We start from the raw sequence: 19,452 nt of genomic DNA, 5'->3' as shown, positions 1-19,452 counted from the left end.
AGGCGGTCTGCCTGTGGTCATTGCGTCTGATAGGTGCCGGTGACCGTCGCTTCCGCCAATGCGTGTTTCTTTGCCTCCGCCCACATCGCGCTGATACCGGCTGCATCCGGGACAGAAAGCTTCGGCACGTCGAGAGCTGCGAGGCGGAAAATGTAGTGATGCGGGCGGTCGCCCCGCGGCGGTTGCGGGCCATCGTAACGGGCATTGCCGAAGTCGTTCTTGTAGAAGCGGGGCGCCTGCTCCGGCGCCGTGTCGACGCTTTCGGCAAGTGCACTCCACTCAGCCGGGATATTGGCAATGCCGCAGTGGCGAAACGTGCCGTGCGGCGCGTCTGGATCCTCGACCACCAGAGCAAAGCTCCGGGTGTGGTCGGGGGCGCCGCTCCAGGCAAGCGGCGGAAAGAGATTTTCGCCCGCCCGTGCATATTTCTTCGGGATCGGCTGATCCTCGGCAAAAGCCTTGCTGATCAATGTCAAAGTCACAACGTTCTCCTTTCTGGTCGGGGAACTCCTTTCCGGTCGGGCGGTCCTCCATCGTCAGGGACGACCACTTCCCTTTTTATGCTCGCTCTCCTGATTGCGGCCGCGCACGATCGCCCGATCGTCGTTGCCAGTGTCCGGGTTGGGCTTCAGATCATCGCCTTTTCGATGGGCTTCCCTCGCCTGCGCATTGCGTTGCAGATCTGCCTTGGCGTCGAAATCCTCGCCGGCATTTGCGGTTTTCTCGCGTTTCTCGATGACGCGAAGTTGCTGTTCATGCGTCTTCTTGCCTGTCATGAGTTCCTCCTTTGCCCGGCGCGCGCTACGGACGCGGCCCATGGCTTCGGGCGCCTCGACGACGCCGATCTCAGGGTCCAACCCGCCGGCCCTCTCATTGTTCCCCGGCCCGGGCAATTGTGCTCGAACTCATCAGGAGAGGTCCTAGCCGCATCAAAAGCTTTCATCGTCCCATCAGCGGCGAGGACTTTTCCGGGAAAGAGCCGGGGATTACGGTCTTTCCGACACATCAAGGGGAATGGGCATGCTGACAATCTATGGAGTCTACCGATCGCGCGCCTCACGCGTCTACTGGATGGCGGAGGAGCTCGGGCTCGAATTCCGCTCCGTGCCGGTGCTGCAGGCAAGGCGGCTGGCAAACCCGCTCGCCGAAGAAGCGCCGCTCAACACGCATTCGGCTGATTTCGCCGCCCTCAACCCGATGGCGCAGATCCCCAGTATCCGCGACGGCGAGCTCGTCATGCACGAGTCGCTGGCCATCAATCTTTACCTCGCGCGCAAGCATGGCGGCCCACTTTCCGGCAATACCGTCGAAGAAGACGGATTGCTGACGATGTGGACGGTATGGGCGGCCTCGCAGGTCGAGCCGCATTCGGTGCGGATCGTGCTGACCTATGATAACGGACTTGAGAACAGCGAGGACGGCAAGCAGACAATCGCCGCCGCCTGCTACGGACTGCGCCGGCCGTTTGCCGCCCTCGAAAGCCAGCTCGCCGGCCGGCAGTGGATCGTCGGCGACCGCTTCACTGTCGCCGATCTCAACATCGCCGAGGTGCTGCGCTATGCCCAGACCGAGACGGACCTTTTCGACGCGCATCCGAACATCAAGGCCTGGATCGAACGCTGCCAGGCTCGCCCGGCCTACAAGGCAATGCAGGCGGCACGCGCGAAGGAGCCGATCGAGGTTTGACACCTACTGGAAAAGCGCCAGCGTGCCGGCCATTTCCTCGCGGATCCACGCCTTGAAATCCTTGACCTTCTTCGGCTCGCGCGCACCATCGGCAGTGATGAAATAATGGCCGAAGCCGGTCTTGGCGCGAATGCCAAAGGGGGCCACCAGCCGGCCTTCGGCAAGCGCGAAGTGGGCAAGCGTCTGCCAGGCGAGCATGACGCCCTGGCCGGCGATTGCGGCATCGAGGCAGAGCGAGGCATCGTTGAAGACGTGGCGCGTCGAAGGCGATGCGCCTGACAGGCCTGCCTCGCGCATCCAGACCTCCCAGCTGAACATGGCGCGGCCGTCGATGACCGCTGGCAGCGCCAGGATATCGACGGGTGCACGCAATTTCGCCGCCATCTCCGGCGAGCAGACAGGGAAGACCTCCTGTTCCAGCAGCAGTTCAGCCTTCACGTCGGGCCATCGGCCATTCCCGACGCGGATGCCGATATCGACGTCGCCGAGGGCGGGATTGACGAGATTGGTCGTTGCATCGAGCCGCAGCTTGATCTCGGGATGACGCTCAGCGAAGCGATCGAGGCGGCAGACAAGCCAGCGGGCGGCAAAGACCGGCGCCACCGAGATGGTCAGGATCGTATCGTCCTTGCGGCTTGCGATCGACACCGCCGCCGAAAGCCGGGCGAAGCCCTCGTCGAGCGCTGCGAGCACCGGCCGACCGGCTTCGGTGGCGATCATCCCCCGGACGGTGCGCTCGAACATCACCTGGCCGAGCTGGGCTTCGGCCTTGATGACCTGCTGGCTGACGGCGCCGACGGAGACGCCGAGCTCATCGGCCGCCGCCTGCAGCGAGCCGAGACGACCGACGGCCTCCAGCGCGCGCAGGCCGTTGAGATGGACGGAATTCAGATTCTTCATATAGTTTTTCTATAGCAGCACCATCATAATCTCAATTGAAAATCCGCCGACAGGAGCCGACATTGCCAGCAACGGCAATCCCGTTCGACTTTCTTGAATGAGATAGGATGGGCCTATGCGGTGAAACTAAGTCAGCGACGGGTGCTGCCGACCGCCGCGCCACTGGAGATGAGAGGCACGTCATGTCACTCCTGAAGTTTTTCTTTAAGCCCGCCTGTGCCATGGGCCGCGCTGGGCTTGCCGATCGCCCGGCCTGGCGGGATGATCCGATGCGGCATCCCGAGGTCGAACGCATGTCGCTGCGTGAAATCGCCGATCTTCCGCTTGGGAGGGAGACCACCTTTCCCGCCGAGGCCAAACCGCCGCTGGCGAAATGCGCGTGAAAACATGCTAAGGCATGTCGCACAAACATGTGCAGCGGTCTCGCGGCAGGCAAATCTGAAAGTCGCGAGGCGCTGCAGGTTTTCCACGCATGGGAAGGCGGACCGATGGCAGGCGACGTCAATGCGATCGTGGAGCGGCTGAAACGGCTGGTCGCGGAAGCCGGCCTGGCCGATGTCGAGGAGAGCACCTCCTATGGCAACCCGGCGCTGAAGGTTGCCGGCAAAAGCTTCGTCGCGGTGAAGAATGCCGAGACGATCGTGATCTCGATTTCGCTCGACGACAAGGATCACCTGCTGGAAATGGCGCCGGATATCTACTTCCAGACCGATCATTATATCGGCTGGCCGTATTTGCCCGTGCGCGCCGCGTTGATCGGCGACGAGGAATTGCGGTTGCGGCTCATCGGCGCCTGGCTGTTTCGGGCGCCGAAGAAGCTTAGCGCACGGTTTGGGCAACTGCCCGGCTCATAGTCCGGCGCCCGCTGCGTGGCAGATGCATGCCAACGTGGCGCGTTGACGGCTGGGCGCAATCCCGGTGTGGATTTCGCAAAGCCCGTCGCCAAGCGAAACTGCCCTTGCCATGCCGCGATCCGTGCCCTACAACCTCAAGTAAACTTCAGGTCAAGAGGTGTTCGGATGGTGCGCGAGCTGACTGTCGGCGAGGTTGCGAAGCGTTCGGGATTGGCGGTTTCCGCGCTTCACTTTTACGAGACGAAGGGGCTGATCGAAAGCTACCGCACGGCCGGAAATCAGCGGCGTTATGCCAGCGATGTGTTGCGACGTGTCGCCATCATCAAGGTCGCCCAGAACCTCGGCATTCCGCTCGCCGCGATCGGCGAGGCGCTGCGCTGCCTTCCGGAGGGGCAGACGCCATCCAGAGCAGATTGGGAGGCGATGTCCCGGCAATGGGGGGACGAACTGAATTCAAGGATCCGCCAGTTGCAGAAACTGCGTGACGGCCTTTCCGATTGCATCGGCTGCGGCTGTCTCTCGCTCGACAAATGTGGGCTGGTCAACTGGGAGGACAAACTCGCAGCAAGGGGTCCCGGGCCCCAGCGGCTGGTCGCAAGGAACCATGGCTCACGAGAGCGATAATGACTGCAGGAGATCGCCCTGCCTGAGCAGCGATCCGGGATGATCAATTCGCGTCGGCCGTCTCCATCACTTCGTTTGGTTACCAGGCTCTTCGCTGACGCCGACGCGGTGGCGATAGACCATTTCCCAGCCTTTCCAGCCGTTGAACAGAAGAAGGGCGGTGGCGATCAAAGACAGCACCAACCCCACCGGCACGATGAAATCGCCGCCTTCGGCCAATCGGCGCCAGAGGTTGACGGCCTCGATCAGGACGAGGACGACATTCCCGATCATATGAAACCAGGCATCGCGCAGGTCGCGAATGCGGCTGTCGCCGAAAAAGTCGATCAATCCGGCAACGGCCGCCAGCGCCGCCATGACAAGGCCGGCGCCGAGCATCCAGTTGGTCGCAGCAGCCCAGGCCGGATCGCCCGATCGAGCGTAGACGATGTCGACGACGAGCGTGCCGACGAAGGCGGCAACCGGAAACGGGATCAACATCGGGTGGATCGGATGACCGGCAATGCTCAAGGTGCTTTTCGGGTTCATCTTATCGTCCTCCGACCTTTTGCAATGCGTCTTCCCAGCGGTGATATGATCGCTCTTGATCTCGTACTGCGGCGACGCCTCGGTGGCCCGATGGCGATGGCCTGTCGTCGAAATCCCGGGTGTGGATGGCAATGATTGGCCGGAGACCTGCCCGGCCTCCATGCCGCACAACTCACCAGATTCCAGCAACATCTAACATCCGAATCGCCCTGATTGTTCCCGTCATGGCCGACCAGCTGAAACCTGCGGCTGTGGAGAAGAAACCTGCATGCCTGGCTGCGGTCAGGTGATGGCGCCCCTCGCAAAAAGCGATCGCCCGGGACAAGCCTCTCTGCCAATATGCGCTTATCCGCGTCGAGACAGCCCAAAAGAGGAGGCCCCATATGAGAGACGTCGTCGCTTTGGTCACCGGCGGAAGCCGCGGCATAGGCCGTGGCATTGCCCTGGCTTTGCTTGCCGAAGGCCTCACGGTGCACGTTACCGGCAGGACGCGCTTCGAGGCAGAGGCAGAGCAAGCCGGCTCGAGGGGCTCGCTCGAAGGGCTCGAGCGTGAAGCGGCAAAACTGCCGGGGCGCCTCATCGTCCATCGTTGCGATCACGCCAGGGATGGTGACACCGAGCAGGTGGCGGAAGATATCCGGGCCGGCGGCAGGCTCGATATTCTGGTGAACAATGCCTGGCCGGGTTACGAAAACATGGTCGAAGACGGGGAGTTCACCTGGCTCAAACCGTTCTGGGAGCAGCCGGCCTGGCGATGGGAGGCGATGATCGGCACCGCCCTCAGAGGCGCCTTCGTGATATCGCGCGCGGTCGCTCCGATGATGATCTCGGCGCGACGCGGCCTGATCGTCAACATCTCCTTCTGGGCGGCCCAGCTCTACGAAGGCAACGCGATCTACGGCATCGCCAAGGCTGCCGCCGACAAGATGGCGGCGGACTTTGCGCTTGAGCTGCGGCCTCACAACGTCGCCGCCGTCGCGCTCTATCCGGGGCTGGTCCGCACCGAAGCGGTGCTTGAGAATGCCGAATATTTCGATATGAGCAATTCGGAATCGCCGGAGTTCATCGGCCATGTCATCGGTGGCCTGTGGCGAGACCCGGCGCTGATGTCGAAATCCGGGCGCGTGCTGATCGCCGCGGCATTGGCGCGGGAATACGGCATCGCCGACGTCAACGGCTATAGGCCGGTTCCCCTGACTGCTGCCGACTTTATCCGCGATGCCGGGCCATCGGCCGGACCCACGGAACTGCAAGACAGTTGAAATATCGAGGGCGCGATGATAATTGCTGCGCCGGGTCTGCAGTTCACCCAGGCATCGCCGTTCTCCTGAACACGCTAAACCTGACAATGATTGAGATATGGACACCGATCCCGTGCCATGTCGGAAGGGCGATCACCGATAATCCATCCGGAACGGCACGACCAAAGGATAGGTCATGTCCAGAAAACTCATTCCGCTCGAAGTGAGCGACGCATCCGCATTTGCGAAATCGCTGCGCCTGCAGCTCTCCGCCCATGAGGGTCTTCCCTCTCACCTCCAGTTCCTCAACATGCTGGCAAAGGCTGCGGGTCACGGCAATTACCAGAGTCTGCGTGCGAAAGCCGATCCCGCTGACAGCGAGGCCATCCGGCCGACGGCGGTGCCCGTCGCCGATCCCGAGATCGATCGGAAGCATAACGACCGTGTTCAACGCAGCTTCGACGGAGAGTTTCGCCTGATGCGCTGGCCGTCGCGGCGCACGGATCAAATCACCGCGCTTTGGCTTCTCTGGTCGCAGATTCCCTCGGCAAGGGAAATGTCCGAAAAAGAGGTCAACGCTCTTCTTCGCGACAGACACCTGTTTGGAGATCACGCTTTGCTGCGGCGGGAGCTCTGCGATCTCGGCCTGATGCGCCGGACGCGCGACGGCAGCGTTTACAGGCGCGTCGAACGCCCCATGCCGATACATGCAGCGACGATTCTGCGTCAGCATTCGCGAGGTTCGGTAAAAGGCGGTACCGAGCTGCGGCCGAAGTGATCGGTCGAACGCAACTTCAGCTTGAACAAATCCCACTTCGCGCTAGCCTGCATTCACAAGCCCATTGCCGCCCGAGTCGGCTCGCTTCACATCCGAGGAAATAGACATGCCGGCTTTGATCGAAGCACGGGGCGTCAGCAAACGCTTCCGGCAACACAAGCGATTTCCCGGTCTCATCGGCGCCTTCAAGACGCTGGTGACGAACGAATACACCGAGGTCGTGGCCGTTTCCGATATCGACTTCGATATCACGGCCGGCGAGGCTGTCGGCTATCTCGGGCCGAACGGCGCCGGCAAATCGACGATGATCAAGATGATGACCGGCATCCTGGTGCCGAGCGCCGGCACGCTTTCGGTGCTCGGCCGCACGCCGCATCTCTCCCGCATGAACAATGCGCGCGAGATCGGCGTCGTCTTCGGCCAGCGCAGCCAGCTGTGGTGGGACCTGCCGCTGATCGACAGTTTCACCCTGCACCAGCGCATCTATGACATCCCGCCCGCCCGCTATAAGGATAATCTGCGGCGCTTCAGCGAGCTGCTCGACCTCTCGCCCTTCCTCGACCGGGCGGTACGCCAGCTCAGCCTCGGTCAGCGCATGCGCGCCGAGATCGTCATGTCGCTGCTGCACGATCCGAAGATCCTCTTTCTCGACGAGCCGACGATCGGTCTCGACGTGGTCGCAAAGGATGCGGTGCGCCGCTTCCTCGCCGAGATCAACCGCGAACGCGGCGTCACCATCATCCTCACCACTCATGACCTGCAGGACATCGAGACGATCTGCCCGCGGCTGATCATGGTCGATCACGCCAGGCTGATCTTCGACGGTGAATTGCGGAGCCTGCGTGCGGCATTGGGCTCGGCCCGGCGGCTGACGCTGGAATTTGCCAGCGACCCCGGGCCCTTGCGGCTCAGCACCGCGTCGCTCGTCAGCGACGAGGGGCTGCGCAAGGAATATCTGATCGAACGCGAAGACGTCTCGCTGGTCAAAATCCTTTCGGAGGTCGGAAGCGACCGCGATCTCAAGGATGTGGCGCTGCACGAGCCCGACATCGAAGAGGTCATCCGCACCTTCTACCAAGGCCGCAACGCCAGAGCCCGGGCCTCATGAGCGTCCACATCGCCCTCACACGCAACGCCCGGGCGCCGAAACCATGAATGCGTATCTTGCCTTCACGCGCAGCGCCTTCCACGCTCAGCTCGCCTACCGCAACGAGGTCTGGGCCAATATTTTCGGCAAGCTGGTGCAGGTCGTCGCCCGCGTCGCCATCTGGCTCGCCGTCTATGGCGGCATCGGGGCGACCGTGGTCGACGGCGTCTCGCTGCAGCAGATGGTGACCTATGCCCTGCTCGGCGGCGCTGTCATGGGCGCCACCCGCCCGGAACGGGTCATCGGCGAGATCGGCCGCTCCCTTAAATCAGGCGATATCGCCGTCTGGCTGCTGAAGCCGCTCTCCTATCCGCTCTATCTCTTCGCCAATGAATGCGGCAGCTTTTCCTACCGCCTGGCGACGCAGGTCATCCCGACCATCGCCTTCACCGCCCTGTTCTACGGCATGCTGGCGCCGGCGAGCCTGTTCCACGGACTGATGTTTCTCGTCTTCTGGGCGCTGTCCTTCGTGCTCATCTTCCTGATGTCGGCGCTCTTCGGCCTGATCGCCTTCTGGCTGATGACGAGCTTCTCGCTCGACTGGATCCTCGGAGCCCTGCTGCATCTGTTCTCCGGCCTGCTGGTGCCCTTCTGGTTCTTCCCCGAGCCCTTAGCGACGATCGCCCGACACCTGCCCTTCGCCTGGGTCGTCTATTATCCCAACGCGGTCTATCTCGGCAGGCTCTCGGTGGCCGACACCTGGCTGCATCTCGGCCTCGGCCTCGGCTGGGCCGGCTTGTTCCTTTTGGGCGTGCTCTGGCTGTGGCGCATGGCGTCGCGCCGCATCACCGTGCAGGGAGGCTGATCGTGCTCATCCATCACCTCCGCGTCATTCCGCTCCTGGTGCGCATGCATGTGCGCTCGCAAATGGAATATCGCGGCGCCTTCTGGCTCGACCGGCTTGCGCAGATCCTCTCCTACGGCAGCGTCTTTGCGACGATAGGCATCCTGCTTGCCCGCTTCCAGACCCTCGGCGGCTGGAGCTGGCCGGAGCTGGCGCTGCTCTTCAGCTTCCAGCTGCTCGCCTATTCGCTGGGTGCGGCGATGAGCTTCGTGCAATTGCGCGATCTCGAGGAACTGGTGCGGCTCGGCACTTACGACACGCTGCTGGTCAAGCCGTTCAGCCCCTGGGCCTATCTCGTCTTTTCCGGCCTCAATATCGGCTATGCCGGCCATATCATCCTGGCGGTGCCGCTGCTTTGCTGGGCCGTTCTGTCTGTCGATTTTGCCTGGTCGGCCTCATCCGCGGCATTTTTGCTTGCCGGGATCGTCAGCGCGACGCTTGTCACCGGCGCGATGATCACCATGATCGGCGCGACGGCGCTGATGTGGGTGCGGTCGAACCATCTGTTCTCGATCTTCTTCGGCTTCTGGGAACTGACGCGTTACCCTCTCAACATCTTCCCGGGCAGCATCCAGATCGTCCTCATCACCGCCGTCCCACTGGCGCTGACCAGCTCGGTCCCGGTCGGCGCCCTGCTCGGCAAACCGATCCCGATCCTCGGCGATTGGGCCGGGCCGGTGACGCTCGCCGCCGGTCCGGTCTGGGTGCTGCTCGCCATCGCCCACTGGCGCTACGCCACCCGCAAATACCAGGGCGCCGGCGGTTGATGGGGCTGGAGACGGCGCCGCTTCGGGCGTAGCTGCTGAGGGCGACGATCTGGTCGGCGGCCCGTCTGGGACAACAGGCTCACCCATGCGGCCGAAGCGCGGGCCAAGCATCCAAGCCGCCCAGTCTTCTGATCTATTTGGCCGAGCGGAGACGCAATAGCCGATCCAGCGTGACCGAGAGCTTAACATCCCTGCATATCAGCCCCGGTCGTAGGCCAGAGCCCGCTGGACTGCTGGGCGCAGCATCATGCGGGCGTGGTGGTCGCTGACTTTTGCGAAGCGGGCGGGATCGACGCCGTCGGACGGCAGCCAGTCGGCAATGACGAAGAGGTAGGGATCGGCGAGCGAATAGGCCTCCCCCATCACCCATGGGCCTTTGAACATCTTCTCTTCGATCAGCGTGAAGCAATCGGCCATATTCTGCGGTACCTTGGCCTTCATCGCCTCGAGTGCCGCCGGCTCGTCGGCCCAGCGGGAGCCGCGCGGGCGATGGGCATGGTTCACATGCACGGTTGAGCAGAGATAGCTGTTGAACGATTGCAGCTCAGCCATTTCGAAGGCATCGCCGAACGGCGCCAGCCTCGCGGCGGGGGCGCTTTCCGCGATGAAGCCGAGGATCGCCGGCGTTTCCGTCAGCACGCCGCGCTCGGTGACCAGCGCCGGCACCCTCCCCTTCGGATTGATCTTCAGATAGTCCGGCGAACGCTGCTCGGCATTGGCAAAGCTGAGTTTCTTCGTTTCGAAGGCAAGGCCGGATTCTTCCAGGGCAATCAAGCTTGCGAGCGCGCAGGTTCCGGTGGCGTAATATAATGTCAGCATGGTTGTCCACTCCCTTTCGGGAAGTGATATAGCGCAGGGATGCGTGCGCCGGAACCGGGCAGATGGCGGTTGCTCAGTCTTTCGCGAGCCGGACAATGATCGGCGTACCGGGCGGCGGCCCCTCATCCGGCTGCCGCCACCTTCTCCCCGTTCTGACGGGGAGAAGGGGTATGCCGCACACACGCTTCCTCTATCTCAAGGTTGCGTTTGGCACGTCCCCTCTCCCCGTCAGAACGGGGAGAGGGCTAGGGTGAGGGGCAACCCGAGGGACACCCCCTGACTCACCCACAACCCGGCACATCCTCCAGCCGGTGCCAGACCGGGATGCCGCGTTCCCTGGCGATGCGCACGTCGTTGTCAGCGCCTTTAGAATCGCCGGGCAGGCGCAGCACGCCCTCGCAGAGCTGCAGCAGCCGGCCGGCGACCGGATGGAAGATTTCCTCGTAGAGCGCGTCCCCGACCGATCTGCCGCCGGCGGCGTGCCAGATCGGCAGCGCCACCCATTCACCGATCATCGGCACATGGCCGGCCTTGAACAAAGCATAAGATGGTTCCTCCAGCCGCTTCAGGTTGGCGGCCATCTTTTCCGGGTCGTCGCCCGTTCCAGACCGGTAAGGCCCGGCAATCAATATCAACATGATCCACTCCATCGCTCCGCTTCGGCGTGAGCACTCCCGGCTTTATGCACGGGATTTCCCGAAAATGCACGAAATTTCTTGAAAATCGAGTCTGTTTGTGCAAGATCATCCCACCTCGTGAAATTTCGTGCGGAGAGACAATGCTGACGACGCAACGCAAGGCCCTGATCCTCGACATTCTGCGGCGTGACGGCCAGGTGATCGCCAAACGGATCGCCGAGGATTTTTCGCTTTCGGAAGACACGATCCGGCGTGACCTCCGGGAAATGGCGGCCGAGGGACTGCTCAAACGCGTGCATGGTGGGGCAATGCCGCTGTCGCCCCAGCTGCCCGATTTTACCGCGCGGCGCAGCGTCTCGTCCGAGCTCAAGGCGCGGCTCGGGGCCGCGGCGGCGGCGATGGTCCAGCCGGGGCAGATGGTCTTCCTCGACGGCGGCACGACGACCGCGGCGATCGCCCGGCACCTGCCGCGCGACATGGCAGTGACGGTCGCGACCCACAGCCCGACGATCGCCGCCGAGCTCGAGCACCATCCGACGGCCGAGGTGATCCTTGCGGGCGGGCGGCTCTACAAACATTCGATGGTGGCAACGGGGGCGGCGGCGATGGCGGCGATTTCGCAGCTGCGCCCAGACCTGTTTTTCCTCGGCGTCACCGCCGCCCATCCCGTGCACGGGCTTTCCACCGGCGATTTCGAAGAAGCGGCGATCAAGCGGCATATCGCCCGCTGCTCGGCCGAAACGCATGTGCTGCTGACGGAGGAGAAGTTCGATCTGGTCTCGCCCTGCCCGGTCGTCGGCATTTCCGAGGTGGCGGGACTGATCGTGCCGGCGGAGATGCCGGCCGAGCGGCTGAAGCCCTATCGCGATCTCAATGCCACGATCGCCGTGGCATGATCACGCTTTGAAAACCTCGAGCATGATGTCGTCGGAAACCCGCGCATCATGCCGAGAAGACAGAGGTCGCTCTGATATCGCCGACATGGATGCGGTTCCAGTTGCGCATCGCGGCTGCGGCAAAGGCCGTCAGCGCAGCATGCACCGTTTCTTCCGTCTCGAAGAAGCGGGCAAGCGTTGCTGCCACCATGGCCTCGGCGGCGCGGGCGGCGCCATCCTCGCATTTCAGCGCGATGGCGATGCCCTTTTCCGGGATCGCAGCGCAGAAGACACCTTCGGCGCCTGTCTTGACGAAGATGCGGCCGGGGGCGATCTGCATCAGTTTCGTGCAGGCGCGGCCGGTGCCGGCGACATAGAAGGGCTCTGCCATGCAGGCTTCGATCAGGCGGCGGGATGCCTTGGCTCGCACGGGCTCCAGGCCGATGCCGGTCGCCATTTTGGCAAAGCCGTGCGCCAGGCTGCGCAAAGGCACGGCGTAGGTCGGGATGGAGCAGCCGTCGGTGCCGCAGCTCTCGGCGCCGAGCACGGCGCCGGTCAGGCTTTCCATCGCCGCACGGATCTCGACCTGCAGCGGGTGCTCGTAGCCGACATAACCCTTCGGATCGATATCCCGGTGGCAGCAGGCGCAGATGAAACCGGCATGTTTTCCCGAGCAATTGTTGTGCAGCGCCGTCGGCGCCTCGAGCGTGCGAGCCTGCTGGATCAGCACCTTCTGGTTCATCGACCAGTGGGCGCCGCATTCGAGTGCTTCGGCGCTCCGGCCGGCGCGCGACAGCATGGCGGCGGCAAGCGCCACATGTTCTTCCTCGCCATTATGCGAGGCGCAGGCGAGCGCCAGCTCCTTGTCGCCGAAGCCATAGGCATCGGCCGCGCTCTCGACGAGCGGCAGCGCCTGCATCGCCTTGCAGGCCGAGCGCGGGAAGACGGCCGCGTCGATGTCGCCCAGCGAAAAGACCAGCTTGCCGTCGCCATCGACGACCGCCACCGCACCGCGATGACGGCTCTCCACAAGCAGGCCACGGGTGACTTCAACGGTGACGGGATTGGTCATGGGCTCTCATCCGAATGCTGGCGGGATGCGGCAGGCATAACGCGTCACGCGGCGAAAGCCAACGGGGTTCACGTGGCCTGTTTCGTGGCTGCGGGGTCCCGGCGCCGCCGACGCGTCGGCGGGATGTTTGACGGAGGCGCCACCGCACATTCCGTCCTCCTCGGCCTTGAGCCGAGGATCCATGTCCGCTGCTGAAGGAGGCCAGCGCAAATCCTAGAGCCGAGCCTGATGATGATTAAGGTCCCTCGTCCAGCCCATTTGGCGTTGCTCTTGGCGCATCTGACCGCTGCTGCTATTCTCTTTCAACAACGATTTTTCGCAGGACACCGTGGCTATCACGAACCCGGATTTGGATGGCTTTGCTCTTATTTCCAGCTTTCGCCGCTTTGCAAACCTCGGATATAGCTTCCCAGAATTGTGCTCTGGTGGGATAATCTATCTCGAGAGTTTCCATGACTTTTCTCGTCGATTCCAACGTAATGGGAAAATGACAATCATTCGCACCCCGACGAAAGAGGCGTTCAAAGGGCGTCTCCGGAACGTGGGTGCAACCTGCAACGGCGAAAGAAATCGCGACAGCGCCAATAGTGCGAATATTCATCGTCCCACCCAATTTATCAACCACGGCGAGCACTAAGAGCAGAAGATCAGTAGAGTCAACCCGGTGACAGCACGGCGCGTAATTACGCCGAAGCGACCCAATGATTCCATCATTCCAAGCCTTGAGCCGGTTATCCATCGCCGCCACTGATCGGGCCAGCGTGGATGCTCGGGTCAAGCCCGAGCAGGACGGAGGGTGGGGTGGGCATCCGCAGCACGAACCGCAATGGGGCGGAATAGAAGACAATTGCGCCTGCTGCCGGTCGAACCTCAACCCCGCCATCCAAGATTTTGAGGCTGCTGGGGGTGCGCCAGCTTTGTCCGCCTCGCGCCAAGACCGGCGTTGAGATCGGACCTGTCGAGAGGTTATCCTGCAACCCAGTCCGAATTCGAGGGAATCATCTTGCAATCAGGCCTATCCATTTCAGAGTCGATATTGTGGGTATTTTTCGCACTCGTCTCTCTCAGTCTGGCGTGCTGGTTGGCCCGCCGCCCCAAAAAGACAAGTGTTGGCATCATCCTTGGAACGCTCCTGGGATTGGCCTTGATGTCCATTGCCTCAGCGCTGGTCGGCTTCCTCGGAAACGTTCTCCCGTTCGGGCAGATCGAGTTCTGGCTCTCCAGTTTAACAGCGCAAATCTGAAGCAGACGATCATCACATAAATTGACCGAAGCGATCGAAAACTATCGTTTCTCTCATGTGTCCGATGCAGCTAAGAGTGGTGCGTCAGGAACCGCTCCCATGTCATCCAGTTTTTCCCTCATCCTGCGCGACAACAGGATCCGCATTCCCGCCGTGACGCTCGTCGCGCTCGCCTTCACCTATGCTTCGACCGCGCCTTACCAGTCGATCATCGGCATCAACGAACTGGGCTTGAGCAATGGCGCCTATTCGGCGCTGGTGTTCTTCTCGGCGATCGTCAACGTCGCGACCAGTCTGACGCTCGGCATCTGGTCGGACAGGCTTAAGGAGCGGCGGCCGCTGGTGCTGGCGCTTTCGGTCGCCGGCATGCTCGGCTTCGGATCGATCGCGCTCGTCCACAGTCCTGCCGTCTTCATCGTCTCGACGCTGTTGCTGGTGCCGATGAGCAATTCCACCTATTCGCTGCTTTTCGCCAGCCTTCGCGCCAGGACCAACCAGATGGAGCGCGGCCAGGGCGCGGCGGTGACGTCCACGGTGCGGGCGCTGTTTTCCGGCTCCTGGGCGCTGGCGCCGGGGCTGATCGGCCTTTATCTTGCCAATTCAGCATCGATGACGCCGGCCTATGGCATCGCGGCGCTCGCCAGCTGCGTCTGCTTCTGCCTGTATTTCTTCTTCGCCCCCGGCAACGGCACCGCCGGCCCTGCCCCCGATCCGGTCGGCTTCCTTGCCTCGCTGAAACGCATCTTCATGCCGAACGTGCTGATCCGCGTCGTCGTCATGGCGATGCTGTTCGGACTGCAGCGGCTGAACGCCATGCTGCTGCCGCTGATCATCACTCATGCGGCCGGCGGAAGCGTGGTCGACGTCGGTTTCATCGCCGGGCTGACAGCGCTTCTCGAAATGCCGTTCATGATGATGTGGGGGATGGCGCAACGGCGCTTGCGCACCGCGCATGTGCTCGCCTTCGGGGCGCTGATCTATTGCGCCTATCTGCTGCTGCTCGGATTTGCTTCCGCCCCCTGGCACATCTATGCGCTGCTCCTCCTCAATGCCTGCGGCGCGGCGGCAATCCTCAGCGTGCCAATCACCTATCTGCAGGACCTGATCGCCGACCGGCCGGGGCTCGGAACCTCGCTCATCTCGCTCAACACCTTCATCGGCACCGGCATCGCCGCCGGGCTCTTCGCCCTCGGCACTCAAATCACCGATTATTCCGGCACCGCCTTCGTCGGCGCCGGCGCGGGTGTGGCGGCGATTGCAGCCCTGATCTATCTCGAACGCGAACGGCGCCAGGCGCGGCAGCCGGCCTGAGGTGCGGTCGGCGTGTCGGGCGCACTAGGCTTTATCTGCTGATGGCTGCCCAGCATTCACGCCGTCGGCATCGCGCTGACGCTCAGCTAATGCGCAACATGACCTTGCCGACATGGCTGCCGTCTTCCAGCAGGCGGTGCGCCTCAACAACATCCTCGAAGGCGAAGACCTTGTGGATAACCGGTGCGACGGTTCCGGCCTCCAGCAGCGGCCAGACCTCGGAGAGCAGATCGTCGCGGATGGCACGTTTTTCCTCGGCCGTGCGCGGGCGCATGGTCGAGCCGGTGACCGTCAGGCGCTTGACCATGATCGGCGAGAGGTTGGCCTTTTCGGCGACGGCCCCGCCCAGAAAGGCGATGATCGACAGGCAGCCGTCCTTTGCCAGCGAGGCGATGTTGCGCTCGAAATAGGCGGCACCGATCATATCGAGGATGATATCGACGCCCTGGCCGGTCTCGGCCTTGATCACCGCGGCGAAATCCTCGCTCCTGTAGTTGATGGCGCGTTTGGCGCCGAGCCTTTCGCAGGCCTCACATTTTTCCTTCGAGCCGGCCGTGGCGTAGACCTCGGCGCCGAAGGCGCGGGCAAGCTGGATCGCGGTGGTGCCGATGCCGCTCGCGCCGCCATGGATCAGCACGCTCTCGCCTTCGGTCAGTCCGGCCATCTGGAAGAGATTGGCCCAGACGGTGAAGAAGGTCTCGGGAAGCGCCGCGGCTTTCACAGCATCGTATCCCTTGGGAAAGGGCAGGATCTGACCGGCCGGCAGGACGCAATATTCGGCATAGGCGCCGCCATTGGCGAGGCCGCAGACCTTGTCGCCCAAGGCATAACCGCTGACGCCAGGCCCCACGCCGACGATTTCACCAGAGAGTTCCAGCCCGAGAATCGGGCTCGCATCCTTGGGCGGGGGATAGCTGCCCTGGCGCTGGGCGATATCGGGACGATTGACGCCGATCGCCTCGGCACGCAGGAGAATCTCGCCTTCGCCCGGCACCGGCAGCGGACGCTTGCCGATCACCATCACATCCGGCCCGCCGAAGGACGGCAGATCGACGAAACGCATTTGCTGAGGCAGTGGCATAGCGCGGCCCTCCTGATCCCGAAGGTTCGGAATAGATCAGCCCAGCCGGCTTGGGAAGGCTGGAAGCAGCAAGGGCGTCAATTCGCCTCGCCCAGGAAATGGAAGGCGAGGCCCTCCTCGCTCTCCTTGGCGGCCGACTTGATGACGGCGATTTCGGCACTGACGCGGTTGATATCGTCGATAACAAGGCCATCCGGCAGCTTCCAGAACGCCGATCGAGCAGCGCATCAGCGGGAACAGGGCCTCAGTGCCGGTGCGATCGTGGCCGAGGATGCGGCCGGCCGCACGGTGCTCGTCGGAATAGAGATCGAGCACATCGTCGTGGAAATCGCTGATCAGCCGGTCGAGGATCTCGGTCAGCTCTTCCTTGGTCCAGCCGACGACGCCGATGAAGAAATCGTCGCCGCCGACATGGCCGAGGAAATGCCGCTCAGCGAAAAAATAGCGGCGCATCAGCGCGGCAAACAGCGAGATCGCGTGGTCGCCGAGATGGAACCCATAGGCATCGTTGAACGGCTTGAAGTTGTCGAAGTCGCAATAGCAGAAATGGCGAACCTGATCGCCGTCACGGCCCGACTGGCGCATGAAATCGCGGATGGCGCGATTGCCCGGCAGGCCGGTCAACGGGTTCTGGTCCTGGGCGGTCTTCAACTGTTTCTCATTGATGACCTTGATCAGCGAAGCGGCGGAGACGACGCCGGCATAACGCATATTGTCGGTCAGGATCAGGCAGTTGCTGCCCTCCATATTGGCAAAGATCGCCATCAGCTGCTCGGCATCGCTGTCGAGGCCGACGATCGGCGCCATCTCGACGAAATGCGAAATGGAGCGCTCATACATCTTGTTTTTCAGAAGATCACGGCCAAAGGGCTGATAGATATATTCCTTGAGATGATGCTCGTGAATGATGCCGCGCGGCTCGTCATTGGCGTTGAGAACGGGAAAGAAGGCCTGGCGCGGGTTGCGGCGAAAAAGCTCGAAGACGCTGTCGATGCTGTCGTTTTCGTAAACCGCCGGCAGCAGCTCGATCTGCTTGCGGATGAGGATTTCGTCCAGAGACTGGTTGTTGCGCTTGCTCTTGTCGAGCTCCTGCAGATGCGGAAAGGACGGCGCCAGTTCGGAAACATGCGTCGTCGGGCGGGAGATGAACCAACCCTGGACGAGATCGACGCCATATTCGCGGCAGGCAATGAATTCGGCTTCGGTTTCGATGCCTTCGGCGATGACACGGGTGCCGAGCACATGGGCAATATTGACGATGCTCTTCAGCAGGTGGCGCTTGCGGGGGCTGCGATCGATATCGGCGACGAAATGGCGGTCGATCTTGAGGTAATCGACCGGATGATCGCAGAGCAGCTTCATTTCGCCGTGGCCGACGCCGAAATCGTCGATGGCGAGCTTGAACCCGGCCTTGCGCAGCTTCGAAACAAGAGCCGAAAACTCCGGCACGCTGGTATTATCGAAACGTTCGGAGAATTCGAAACAGATGGAGGACGGCGGAATATTCGCCGTCCGCAAATGTTGCAGCAGGCTCTCGACCAGGCGCTCGCCATCGGGGATCAGCCGAACATCGAGATTGAGGAACAGCGTCGAGGTGGAGAAATTCGACAGGGTCGCGAATTTGGCGAGCGCGCGGCTGGCGACCATCTGCTCGAGCTGCACGAGCTGGCCGGCCCGATGCGCTTCGTCGAGAATGTCGGCCGGCGTGTCGTAGCCGATGCGATCCTGGCCGCGCATGAGGGACTCGTAACCGAACACCGTACCGGTGCCGGCCTCGACGATCGGCTGGAAGGCGTTTTCAACGACGAGCTTGGCAAGCGTTACGATCTGATCGCTGGCGTAACGGCGCAGCACGCCCGGCTCCACGACGGCAGCCGAAGATATTCCAGTCTTCATTGTGGCTGATCTCCACTGCGACTTGTTCTTCTTGGTCAGGAACTTGCCGCAGAAGGATCAACGAACCCTTTCGCCAATATGAAAGTTTTGTGAAAGACGCGAACGCTCGCCACGCGTTACGCGTTTATTTGAATTTACCAATACAATCAGGCGCTTGTTCAGGCGGAGCGACGGCGCTGCGCCTCATGATCGGCGAACATGTCGGCGACGCATCTGCCGCCGGAGGCGACACTCTCGTCGTCGAGGATATCGGCCTTGATTTCGCCGAGCTTGCGGGCAGTATCCCAGAGGCGAAGCGCCTCGCGGACGACCTCACTGCTCGAGGCATAACCACCGGTGTCGACGGCGGCACGGATGCCCGCTGCCTGCTGCGGAGAGATGGAAACGGTGACCATCGGCATGAACTTCCTCCCTTTTTTCTTCAGGCAGTTACCCTGCCTTTGGGGGACGCATGACCTTTTCGGCATTCCAGGCGGTTGCGCCGATGCTTTGGTGCATTCGCACCGGAACTGTCCGCATAATCCCTAAAGTCTAATCCCCCGCTGTGTTCTTGTCAAAAAAGAAACGGCTTTCCACCGTTTCAGCTGCGGATGCCAAGGCCGAAGGCGATCATCGTCCAGCCCTGAAGGATGAGATCAACGGCGAGGAACAGGCCGAGGACCCAAAGGCTGTTCAGCGGCCAGCCGAGCGCTATGACGAAACCGGCGAGCACGGTGATGACGCCGCTTGCGACGATCCAGCCCCAGCCTTTGGCCGGCTTCATCTTCCTTCCGACCCAGGTGCGGAAGACGCCGGCGATGACGAGGGCGAGCGACAGAAACAGCGTCAGCGCCGCCGATGTCAGGATCGGATTGACGAAGGCTGAGATGCCGGCAAGCACATAGAGCAGGCCGCTCAGCGCCCAGAAGAGCACGTGATCCCAGCCGCGCACCTGGAAGGCGTGGACGAGATAGATCACGCCGCCGAACAGCATGAGCATGCCGACGTAATAGACGGAAACGACGGTGGCGAGCATCAGGTTGCCGAGTGCGATCAGGCCGCAGACGAAGAGCAGCACTCCGAGCCCGACGAACCAGACCCATTTCGACTGCAGCTGCGATGTCGGCGTTTCGTCGAAGACATCCGCCATGAACGCACCTCCCCTTAGG

Annotated in this window: 22 protein-coding genes and 1 pseudogene; 12 read left to right on the top strand and 11 right to left on the bottom strand. The window is 62.3% G+C overall.

What is annotated here, in order from left to right; all coding sequences use genetic code 11:
• Window positions 1-17: 17 nt before the first annotated feature.
• A complete protein-coding gene (locus GA0061105_RS23780) occupies window positions 18-482 on the bottom strand; it encodes a YbhB/YbcL family Raf kinase inhibitor-like protein (protein ID WP_092753282.1) in 465 nt (154 codons plus the stop codon).
• 54 nt (window positions 483-536) lie between these two features.
• Complete coding sequence (locus GA0061105_RS23775; protein ID WP_064692664.1) at window positions 537-776, bottom strand: hypothetical protein; 240 nt, start codon at window positions 774-776, stop codon at window positions 537-539.
• A 244-nt stretch (window positions 777-1,020) separates the two neighbouring features.
• Here GA0061105_RS23775 and GA0061105_RS23770 point away from each other — a divergent pair, with 244 nt between their 5' ends.
• Window positions 1,021-1,686: a glutathione S-transferase family protein gene (locus tag GA0061105_RS23770; RefSeq protein ID WP_092753422.1), complete on the top strand. Its 666-nt coding sequence runs from the start codon at window positions 1,021-1,023 to the stop codon at window positions 1,684-1,686.
• A gap of 3 nt (window positions 1,687-1,689) precedes the next feature.
• On the opposite strand, the gene GA0061105_RS23765 is transcribed toward GA0061105_RS23770, so the two are convergent.
• Window positions 1,690-2,586: a LysR substrate-binding domain-containing protein gene (locus GA0061105_RS23765; protein ID WP_064692196.1), complete on the bottom strand. Its 897-nt coding sequence runs from the start codon at window positions 2,584-2,586 to the stop codon at window positions 1,690-1,692.
• Between the two features lie 182 nt (window positions 2,587-2,768).
• On the opposite strand from GA0061105_RS23765, the gene GA0061105_RS23760 reads away from it, so the two are divergent.
• From GA0061105_RS23760 to soxR, 3 genes are all read left to right on the top strand, one after another.
• A complete protein-coding gene (locus GA0061105_RS23760) occupies window positions 2,769-2,969 on the top strand; it encodes a hypothetical protein (RefSeq protein ID WP_092753280.1) in 201 nt (66 codons plus the stop codon).
• 105 nt (window positions 2,970-3,074) lie between these two features.
• Window positions 3,075-3,440: an MmcQ/YjbR family DNA-binding protein gene (locus GA0061105_RS23755; RefSeq protein ID WP_064692662.1), complete on the top strand. Its 366-nt coding sequence runs from the start codon at window positions 3,075-3,077 to the stop codon at window positions 3,438-3,440.
• A gap of 165 nt (window positions 3,441-3,605) precedes the next feature.
• Window positions 3,606-4,064, top strand: a complete 459-nt coding sequence (gene soxR / locus GA0061105_RS23750; RefSeq protein ID WP_092753278.1) for a redox-sensitive transcriptional activator SoxR — start codon at window positions 3,606-3,608, stop codon at window positions 4,062-4,064.
• A gap of 66 nt (window positions 4,065-4,130) precedes the next feature.
• Here soxR and GA0061105_RS23745 read toward each other — a convergent pair whose 3' ends face one another.
• On the bottom strand, window positions 4,131-4,592 hold the full coding sequence (locus GA0061105_RS23745; RefSeq protein WP_064692661.1) for a DUF2231 domain-containing protein: 462 nt from the start codon (window positions 4,590-4,592) through the stop codon (window positions 4,131-4,133).
• Between the two features lie 383 nt (window positions 4,593-4,975).
• Here GA0061105_RS23745 and GA0061105_RS23740 point away from each other — a divergent pair, with 383 nt between their 5' ends.
• The 5 genes from GA0061105_RS23740 (at window position 4,976) to GA0061105_RS23720 (ending at window position 9,369) form a co-directional block, all read left to right on the top strand.
• Window positions 4,976-5,854: an SDR family NAD(P)-dependent oxidoreductase gene (locus tag GA0061105_RS23740; protein ID WP_092753276.1), complete on the top strand. Its 879-nt coding sequence runs from the start codon at window positions 4,976-4,978 to the stop codon at window positions 5,852-5,854.
• A gap of 175 nt (window positions 5,855-6,029) precedes the next feature.
• Window positions 6,030-6,611, top strand: coding sequence for a DUF2087 domain-containing protein (locus GA0061105_RS23735; RefSeq protein WP_092753274.1), 582 nt, complete (start codon window positions 6,030-6,032; stop codon window positions 6,609-6,611).
• 106 nt (window positions 6,612-6,717) lie between these two features.
• Window positions 6,718-7,719 (top strand): ABC transporter ATP-binding protein, encoded by a 1,002-nt coding sequence (locus GA0061105_RS23730; RefSeq protein ID WP_092753272.1) that lies wholly within the window; start codon window positions 6,718-6,720, stop codon window positions 7,717-7,719.
• Window positions 7,720-7,762: 43 nt separating this feature from the next.
• Window positions 7,763-8,563 (top strand): ABC transporter permease, encoded by an 801-nt coding sequence (locus GA0061105_RS23725; RefSeq protein ID WP_064692189.1) that lies wholly within the window; start codon window positions 7,763-7,765, stop codon window positions 8,561-8,563.
• A gap of 2 nt (window positions 8,564-8,565) precedes the next feature.
• Complete coding sequence (locus tag GA0061105_RS23720; protein ID WP_092753270.1) at window positions 8,566-9,369, top strand: ABC transporter permease; 804 nt, start codon at window positions 8,566-8,568, stop codon at window positions 9,367-9,369.
• Between the two features lie 198 nt (window positions 9,370-9,567).
• Here the strand turns inward: GA0061105_RS23720 and GA0061105_RS23715 are convergent, their stop codons facing one another.
• Both GA0061105_RS23715 and GA0061105_RS23710 read right to left on the bottom strand, forming a co-directional pair.
• Window positions 9,568-10,188 (bottom strand): glutathione S-transferase family protein, encoded by a 621-nt coding sequence (locus GA0061105_RS23715; RefSeq protein ID WP_092753268.1) that lies wholly within the window; start codon window positions 10,186-10,188, stop codon window positions 9,568-9,570.
• Between the two features lie 281 nt (window positions 10,189-10,469).
• On the bottom strand, window positions 10,470-10,826 hold the full coding sequence (locus tag GA0061105_RS23710; RefSeq protein WP_064692660.1) for a hypothetical protein: 357 nt from the start codon (window positions 10,824-10,826) through the stop codon (window positions 10,470-10,472).
• A 140-nt stretch (window positions 10,827-10,966) separates the two neighbouring features.
• Here GA0061105_RS23710 and GA0061105_RS23705 point away from each other — a divergent pair, with 140 nt between their 5' ends.
• Complete coding sequence (locus GA0061105_RS23705) at window positions 10,967-11,722, top strand: DeoR/GlpR family DNA-binding transcription regulator (protein WP_092753266.1); 756 nt, start codon at window positions 10,967-10,969, stop codon at window positions 11,720-11,722.
• Window positions 11,723-11,768: 46 nt separating this feature from the next.
• Here the strand turns inward: GA0061105_RS23705 and GA0061105_RS23700 are convergent, their stop codons facing one another.
• A complete protein-coding gene (locus GA0061105_RS23700; RefSeq protein ID WP_092753264.1) occupies window positions 11,769-12,773 on the bottom strand; it encodes an asparaginase in 1,005 nt (334 codons plus the stop codon).
• Window positions 12,774-13,101: 328 nt separating this feature from the next.
• Between GA0061105_RS23700 and GA0061105_RS32950 the strand changes: the two genes are divergently transcribed.
• Window positions 13,102-13,410, top strand: a complete 309-nt coding sequence (locus GA0061105_RS32950) for a hypothetical protein (protein ID WP_167358577.1) — start codon at window positions 13,102-13,104, stop codon at window positions 13,408-13,410.
• Between the two features lie 663 nt (window positions 13,411-14,073).
• Window positions 14,074-15,327 (top strand): MFS transporter, encoded by a 1,254-nt coding sequence (locus GA0061105_RS23685; protein WP_342587654.1) that lies wholly within the window; start codon window positions 14,074-14,076, stop codon window positions 15,325-15,327.
• Between the two features lie 82 nt (window positions 15,328-15,409).
• On the opposite strand, the gene GA0061105_RS23680 is transcribed toward GA0061105_RS23685, so the two are convergent.
• The 4 genes and pseudogenes from GA0061105_RS23680 to GA0061105_RS23665 all read right to left on the bottom strand — a co-directional run bounded on the left by GA0061105_RS23680 (window position 15,410) and on the right by GA0061105_RS23665 (window position 19,433).
• The gene (locus GA0061105_RS23680) at window positions 15,410-16,408 is read right to left on the bottom strand and encodes an NAD(P)H-quinone oxidoreductase (RefSeq protein ID WP_092753260.1); all 999 of its coding nucleotides are present in this window, start codon (window positions 16,406-16,408) and stop codon (window positions 15,410-15,412) included.
• 77 nt (window positions 16,409-16,485) lie between these two features.
• Window positions 16,486-18,304 (bottom strand): annotated as a pseudogene (locus GA0061105_RS23675) (GGDEF domain-containing protein).
• Between the two features lie 158 nt (window positions 18,305-18,462).
• A complete protein-coding gene (locus GA0061105_RS23670) occupies window positions 18,463-18,705 on the bottom strand; it encodes a ribbon-helix-helix domain-containing protein (protein WP_064692181.1) in 243 nt (80 codons plus the stop codon).
• Window positions 18,706-18,884: 179 nt separating this feature from the next.
• Window positions 18,885-19,433 carry an HdeD family acid-resistance protein gene (locus GA0061105_RS23665; protein ID WP_064692180.1) on the bottom strand — a complete coding sequence of 183 codons (549 nt, stop codon included), beginning with the start codon at window positions 19,431-19,433 and terminating at the stop codon, window positions 18,885-18,887.
• Window positions 19,434-19,452: the final 19 nt, after the last annotated feature.

The sequence above is a fragment of the Rhizobium aethiopicum genome (assembly GCF_900094625.1).
Classification (GTDB): domain Bacteria; phylum Pseudomonadota; class Alphaproteobacteria; order Rhizobiales; family Rhizobiaceae; genus Rhizobium; species Rhizobium aethiopicum.
The sequence above is the reverse complement of the archived record's forward strand: the minus strand, read 5'-3'. Positions and strand labels throughout refer to the sequence as shown.

Excerpts from the sequence above, each read along its gene's own strand:
- GA0061105_RS23665 (WP_064692180.1), bottom strand. The coding sequence starts at position 19,433 with ATGGCGGATGTCTTCGACGAAACGCCGACATCGCAGCTGCAGTCGAAA.
- GA0061105_RS23700 (WP_092753264.1), bottom strand. The coding sequence starts at position 12,773 with ATGACCAATCCCGTCACCGTTGAAGTCACCCGTGGCCTGCTTGTGGAG.
- GA0061105_RS23770 (WP_092753422.1), top strand. The coding sequence starts at position 1,021 with ATGCTGACAATCTATGGAGTCTACCGATCGCGCGCCTCACGCGTCTAC.
- GA0061105_RS23670 (WP_064692181.1), bottom strand. The coding sequence starts at position 18,705 with ATGCCGATGGTCACCGTTTCCATCTCTCCGCAGCAGGCAGCGGGCATC.
- GA0061105_RS23775 (WP_064692664.1), bottom strand. The coding sequence starts at position 776 with ATGACAGGCAAGAAGACGCATGAACAGCAACTTCGCGTCATCGAGAAA.
- GA0061105_RS23740 (WP_092753276.1), top strand. The coding sequence starts at position 4,976 with ATGAGAGACGTCGTCGCTTTGGTCACCGGCGGAAGCCGCGGCATAGGC.
- GA0061105_RS23710 (WP_064692660.1), bottom strand. The coding sequence starts at position 10,826 with ATGTTGATATTGATTGCCGGGCCTTACCGGTCTGGAACGGGCGACGAC.
- soxR (WP_092753278.1), top strand. The coding sequence starts at position 3,606 with ATGGTGCGCGAGCTGACTGTCGGCGAGGTTGCGAAGCGTTCGGGATTG.
- GA0061105_RS23730 (WP_092753272.1), top strand. The coding sequence starts at position 6,718 with ATGCCGGCTTTGATCGAAGCACGGGGCGTCAGCAAACGCTTCCGGCAA.
- GA0061105_RS23745 (WP_064692661.1), bottom strand. The coding sequence starts at position 4,592 with ATGAACCCGAAAAGCACCTTGAGCATTGCCGGTCATCCGATCCACCCG.
- GA0061105_RS23755 (WP_064692662.1), top strand. The coding sequence starts at position 3,075 with ATGGCAGGCGACGTCAATGCGATCGTGGAGCGGCTGAAACGGCTGGTC.
- GA0061105_RS23705 (WP_092753266.1), top strand. The coding sequence starts at position 10,967 with ATGCTGACGACGCAACGCAAGGCCCTGATCCTCGACATTCTGCGGCGT.
- GA0061105_RS23725 (WP_064692189.1), top strand. The coding sequence starts at position 7,763 with ATGAATGCGTATCTTGCCTTCACGCGCAGCGCCTTCCACGCTCAGCTC.
- GA0061105_RS23760 (WP_092753280.1), top strand. The coding sequence starts at position 2,769 with ATGTCACTCCTGAAGTTTTTCTTTAAGCCCGCCTGTGCCATGGGCCGC.
- GA0061105_RS23715 (WP_092753268.1), bottom strand. The coding sequence starts at position 10,188 with ATGCTGACATTATATTACGCCACCGGAACCTGCGCGCTCGCAAGCTTG.
- GA0061105_RS23735 (WP_092753274.1), top strand. The coding sequence starts at position 6,030 with ATGTCCAGAAAACTCATTCCGCTCGAAGTGAGCGACGCATCCGCATTT.
- GA0061105_RS23680 (WP_092753260.1), bottom strand. The coding sequence starts at position 16,408 with ATGCCACTGCCTCAGCAAATGCGTTTCGTCGATCTGCCGTCCTTCGGC.
- GA0061105_RS23765 (WP_064692196.1), bottom strand. The coding sequence starts at position 2,586 with ATGAAGAATCTGAATTCCGTCCATCTCAACGGCCTGCGCGCGCTGGAG.